The organism is Corallococcus llansteffanensis, assembly GCF_003612055.1.
Classification (GTDB): domain Bacteria; phylum Myxococcota; class Myxococcia; order Myxococcales; family Myxococcaceae; genus Corallococcus; species Corallococcus llansteffanensis.
Window position 1 is genome coordinate 1 of the sequence record NZ_RAWB01000703.1, and the last position, 4619, is coordinate 4619.

Annotated in this window: 4 protein-coding genes and 1 pseudogene; 2 read left to right on the forward strand and 3 right to left on the reverse strand. The window is 72.5% G+C overall.

Annotated features, from left to right (window positions below; all coding sequences use genetic code 11):
- Together D7V93_RS38525 and D7V93_RS38530 are read right to left on the reverse strand one after the other, a co-directional pair.
- A pseudogene (locus D7V93_RS38525) lies at nt 1-652 on the reverse strand (methyl-accepting chemotaxis protein); the annotation flags it as partial.
- Between the two features lie 207 nt (nt 653-859).
- Nucleotides 860-1603, reverse strand: coding sequence for a PP2C family protein-serine/threonine phosphatase (locus D7V93_RS38530; RefSeq protein WP_120648062.1), 744 nt, complete (start codon nt 1601-1603; stop codon nt 860-862).
- A 282-nt stretch (nt 1604-1885) separates the two neighbouring features.
- Between D7V93_RS38530 and D7V93_RS38535 the strand changes: the two genes are divergently transcribed.
- Nucleotides 1886-2305, forward strand: a complete 420-nt coding sequence (locus D7V93_RS38535) for a hypothetical protein (RefSeq protein WP_120648063.1) — start codon at nt 1886-1888, stop codon at nt 2303-2305.
- A gap of 68 nt (nt 2306-2373) precedes the next feature.
- Nucleotides 2374-3348: a hypothetical protein gene (locus D7V93_RS38540; protein ID WP_120648064.1), complete on the forward strand. Its 975-nt coding sequence runs from the start codon at nt 2374-2376 to the stop codon at nt 3346-3348.
- 28 nt (nt 3349-3376) lie between these two features.
- On the opposite strand, the gene D7V93_RS38545 is transcribed toward D7V93_RS38540, so the two are convergent.
- A partial coding sequence (locus D7V93_RS38545; RefSeq protein WP_372338404.1) for a hypothetical protein occupies nt 3377-4619 on the reverse strand: 1243 nt, incomplete at its 5' end.

Sequence of the window (4619 nt, forward strand, 5' to 3'; positions counted from 1 at the left end):
CCACGCCCGAAGAGGCCGCCAGGGTCGCCGAAGCCAGCAGCGCCGGCGCCGTCACCGCGTGCACCGACTGCGCCACCACGCGCGGCCCCACATGCAGCAGCGACTCCAGCTGCTCACTGCCGGCGCCAAGCCGCCCCAGCTCCTGCGCGCCCAGCTCCGAGCCCACCACGAGGTAGCCCACCAGGGTGCCCTCGAGCTTGAGCGGCTGCGCCGCCGCGAGCAGGGGCGCGCCGGCCCCCGGCAGCAGCACCTGCCCCTCTTGACGCACCACCTTGTCCAGCCCGGAGAGGTTCCCCTCCCGCGTGGCCGCGACGAGCCTCCCGTCCGCGGCCGTGAGCGCCAGCAGGTCCACGCCCAGCAGCGCGCGCTGATCCGTCAGCAGGCCCGTGTCCGCGCGGCCTGGCGACGCGCGCGACAGCTCCTGGGCGAACACCGGGTTGGCCGCCGCCACGCGGGCCAGCTCCTTCACGACCCGGACCTCCTGCTCCTTCAGCGATTCCCAGCGGGCCGCGTCCCGCGCCAGCGAGGAGACCATCTCGGCCTCCACCCGCGAGCGCAGCGACAGGCCCATCAGGAACACGGTTCCCAGGGTGAGGGCGACAACCACGGCGGTGAGGGCCGCGGTCAAGCGCGCGGCAAGGCTGAGCGTCATACGCAACGGGGGTGCTCGGTCGAGGAAGGGGGAGTGACGCGAGGCGGGGGAAGCACCAGATTAACCTGGAAATATTGGAGGATTGAAGGCCCTGTGAAAGGCGACTCCCCTCCGTCCGCGCGGACCCACCACGTCGGGTCAGCGGGACCCTCCGACCTGACGGGTCCACGGGCCTGAGCTCGCGACGAACCTCCCGCGCGAAGGCGCTCAGGCCGCCGCGACGCGCAGCACGACGGCGGTGATGTTGTCGCGGCCGCCGGCCTCGTAGGCGGCGGAGACGAGCGCGTCACACGCGGCCTGCGCGGAGGGCGCCCGCAGCCACTCCGTCATCGCCTCCGGACCCAGCGGCTCGTAGAGGCCGTCCGAACACAGGAGGAACACGTCCCCCGGCTGCGTCTCCAGCCGCTGCACGGTGGGCTCCGCGTTCTCGGTGCCCAGGGCGCGGGTGATGAGGTGCCGCAGGTTGGCCGGGTTGCCGGGGGGCTCGCGGCCCGCCGCGCGCAGCTCCTCGATGAGCGAGTGGTCGCGCGTGAGCGACTCCAGGTGGCCGTCGCGCAGGCGGTACAGGCGGCTGTCACCCACGTGGGCCACCGCCGCGCTGCGTTCGCTCACAACCAGCGCCACCACGGTGGAGGCCATCTCCTTGAGCTTGCCCACGCGGCGCACGCGCAGGGTGCGCTGGGCGAGCGCCGTGCAGGCGGCCAGGTAGTTCTCCTCGCGGCTCTTCGCGGGGTCCACGGCATCCGGCCACGTGCCGTCCCGGTCGCGGTCCAGCCGGTCGCTGAAGCCCGCGAAGGTGTCCACCACGCACTGGCTGGCCACCTCGCCGCCCTCCTGCCCCCCCAACCCGTCCGCGACCACGAACAGTCCGCGCTCGGGCAGGACGCAGTACGCGTCCTCGTTGTGAGGCCGCCGCCCGATATGGGTCTGCCCCGCGCTGTCGAATCTCATGACTGCCGCCTCCTGCTGGCCAGACTCCCGTACAGCAAGCGGGAGGCCAGCGGCCATGTCTCTTCGCGCCCGGGGCGCCCCCAGGGGGTTTTCTGTCTTGAAAGACGCGCGGATGCGCGTTCCGTGGCCCCCATGGAACTCCCCTGTCCGCCGACCGACGTTGCGCCCGTTCCCGCTCCGCCTCGCCCCAAGGGCCGGTCGGGGTGGCCACCGCGGCGGCCGTGCCTAGCTTCGCAGGAGAGAACTGAACAGAAATCCAGTCCCCCAGGAAGGGTGGGAGCCATGGCCATCGACGACTTGAAGGCAAACGGGATGATGTCGCACCTGCTCACGTCACTGGAGGCGGGAGAGGATATCGGCCATTACGGCCGGCTGGTGTTCGCCATGGTCGCACGACACTTCGTGGACGACGCGACGCTCGTGGACCTGCTGATCCAGGACCCCGCCTGCGACGAGGCCCAGGCGCACGCCCTGGTGGAGCAGGTGAAGGGGCGGGACTACAGCCCGCCGCGCCGGGAGAAGGTGCTGCAGTTCCAGGCGCGCCAGGACTTCCCCATCTGCCCCCACCCGGACGACCCGGACGCGTGCAACGTCTACAAGGACCTGCGATTCCCGGAGAGCGTGTACGCGCACATCGGTGAATACCGGGAGCAGAAGGCCCACGCGGCGAGCGAGGAGGCGGATTCCGCGGGCGCCCCCTAGCAACTCCTCGCGGGCCCGGCGGACAATCAGACGCTGCCCGACGTGCGGGCCATCACCCGAGGACCTCCATGACCTCCATCCGCCGCGTGGGTTCTGGCATCTCGACGTCCCGGGCCCACTCCATCTCCTCCCAGCTGGAGGTCACCGCCCCCGTGCGCCAGGAGCCCCTGGCGCCGGTGGATCCGGTGCGGCGCGGCTTCTCCGACTCGAGCGACTTCCAGGCGGACGCCGAGGGCGACCTGGCAGGCGCGCTGCTCGCCGACCTGGGCCTCACCGAAGCCGGTCCGGCCCCCCGGGGGCGCGCGTCCCCCGCGTCCCCAGACGCCCCGGAGTCCCGGGCCGCGCTGCTGGAGAACTCGCAGCTGCGCACCTTCGCGGGCGTCAGTGAGTTCGAGGCCGCGGCGCCGTCCTACGCGCAGCTGCTGGGCACGTCGCAGCCCTCGTCGTCGCCGCTCATGCAGGCGCGGCTGTTCAACGAGGGACGGCGCACGGAGGCGGTGTCGACGGATCCATCCCTGGACCCGTCCGACATCCTGTCCCCCGACGACGCCGCGTGGGAGCTGCAGCACCTGGACACCATGCCCCGCACCGTCTCCGCGCAGGAGGCGGAGGACCTGCTGTTCCTCCTGGAGTCGGGGGACCTGTCTCACCTGAGCGACGAGGAGCTGCGCGCGCTGAGCGAGGACGTGGGGGCCGGGTCCGCAGACCCGGAGCAGGAGGCGGCCGGCCCGGAGGTATCGGAGGGCGACTTCCTGGCCACGCTGGAGGACAGCGGACCGGAGTTCGCGGCCCTGGGCTCCATGAACGTGCCGCCGCCGGATGACTTCCTCGCGGACGTGAACGACTTCACCCTGGACACGCCCGAAGCGGTGGAGCCCCCTCCCGCCTTCGCGCAGGAGGCCAGCGTCGTGGTGGCCCCGGAAGCGCAGCTCCAGGCCGAGGCCCCCGTCGAGGACGTGCAGGACGCCGACGTCATGGACATGGAGCAGGAGTCGGAGCCGGCCGCGGACACCGCGCCTCCTCCCCCGCCGCACGAGTCCTGAGCGGCCGGGCTCCAAGGCTCCAAAGCCTTCAGGGCGACTCTGGACTTTTGGGGGGCCCCTGCTTCTCCGCGAGCACGGCGTCGAGCTGCTTCTGCGCCTCCATGACGTCCTTCTGGAGCTCTTCCGTGTAGCGGTCGCGCTCCGAGCTCTTCCATTCAGCGCTCGAGAACTGCTGGAGCGAGTACTCGCGCGTGGTGTGCACCGGGCCCCGCAGCGTGACCATCAGCTCGCGGTCCGGGTCGCCGGACTCCTTGAGCAGGAAGCCCTCCACGTCGCGCAGCACGAGCGGGAACGTGGGCGCCTCGTCGCGGATGAGCTTGCCGAAGACGGAGAGCTGCACCTCGTGCAGGCCCTCGGGCAGCTCCTCGTTGAACGACACCGACGCGAACGGGACGCCGCCCTCGTCGTCCATGCGCCCGGACACCACGTACCGCCCTGGCTTGCGGACCTGCACGGACAGGTACAGGGCCAGCGAGCCGCCCTCCAGGGACTCGCGCACCCGGCGCGTGAACGTGGCCGGCGGCGCGGGCGTGTAGAGCACGTCGAAGAACGTCGTGTCCTCCACCGACCCCGAGCGCACGCGCACGTCCACGCGCAGCGTGCCCGAGTACATCGCGAAGCCCTGCTTCGACGGCTGGAAGCGCCCGGTGAGCATCCCGTCGCCCGCCACCGCGTCGCCGTCTCGCCCTTCATCCCCGAAGGCGAGCGGCACGCCCGCCACGCCTCCCGCGCCCGGCATGTGGGCCGCTTCGTGCGCCACCGCGGACACCACCGAGCACGGCCGCGGCTCACGGCGCGAGTCCTCGCACGCCACGGTGAGGAGCACCGCCTCGTCGCCGACGACGAACACCTTGTCCTGCTTGAGCCGCAGCTGCACGTCGGAGGTGCCGTCCTCCGCGGCCTTCGCGCTCAACGGCCGCGTGCGCTCCGGCTCCGCCAGCTCCATCTGATCCGGATGCTCGCGGCTGGGGCGGGACTCGGGCGGATAGCGCGTGGCCGCCACGTAGGACTCCAGCGAGCGGCGCGCGCGCTCCAGGCGCTTCTGCCACAGCTCACGCCGGGCCTCGCGCTCGCGGTCCTCCGGGCTGAGCAACGACGGGGTCGCCGCCGCCGGGTCCGCCGCCGCGAGCGAGGAGCCCCCGCGTCCGGCCAGGGCCCGCGCCCCCTCTCGTGCGTCGGGCACCGGGCCCACGTCCGCCGGCTCCGGAGCACCCCTCGGGACCTCCGCCCCCTCGCTCGAATGCCACCAGAACAACACCCCACCCCCGAGC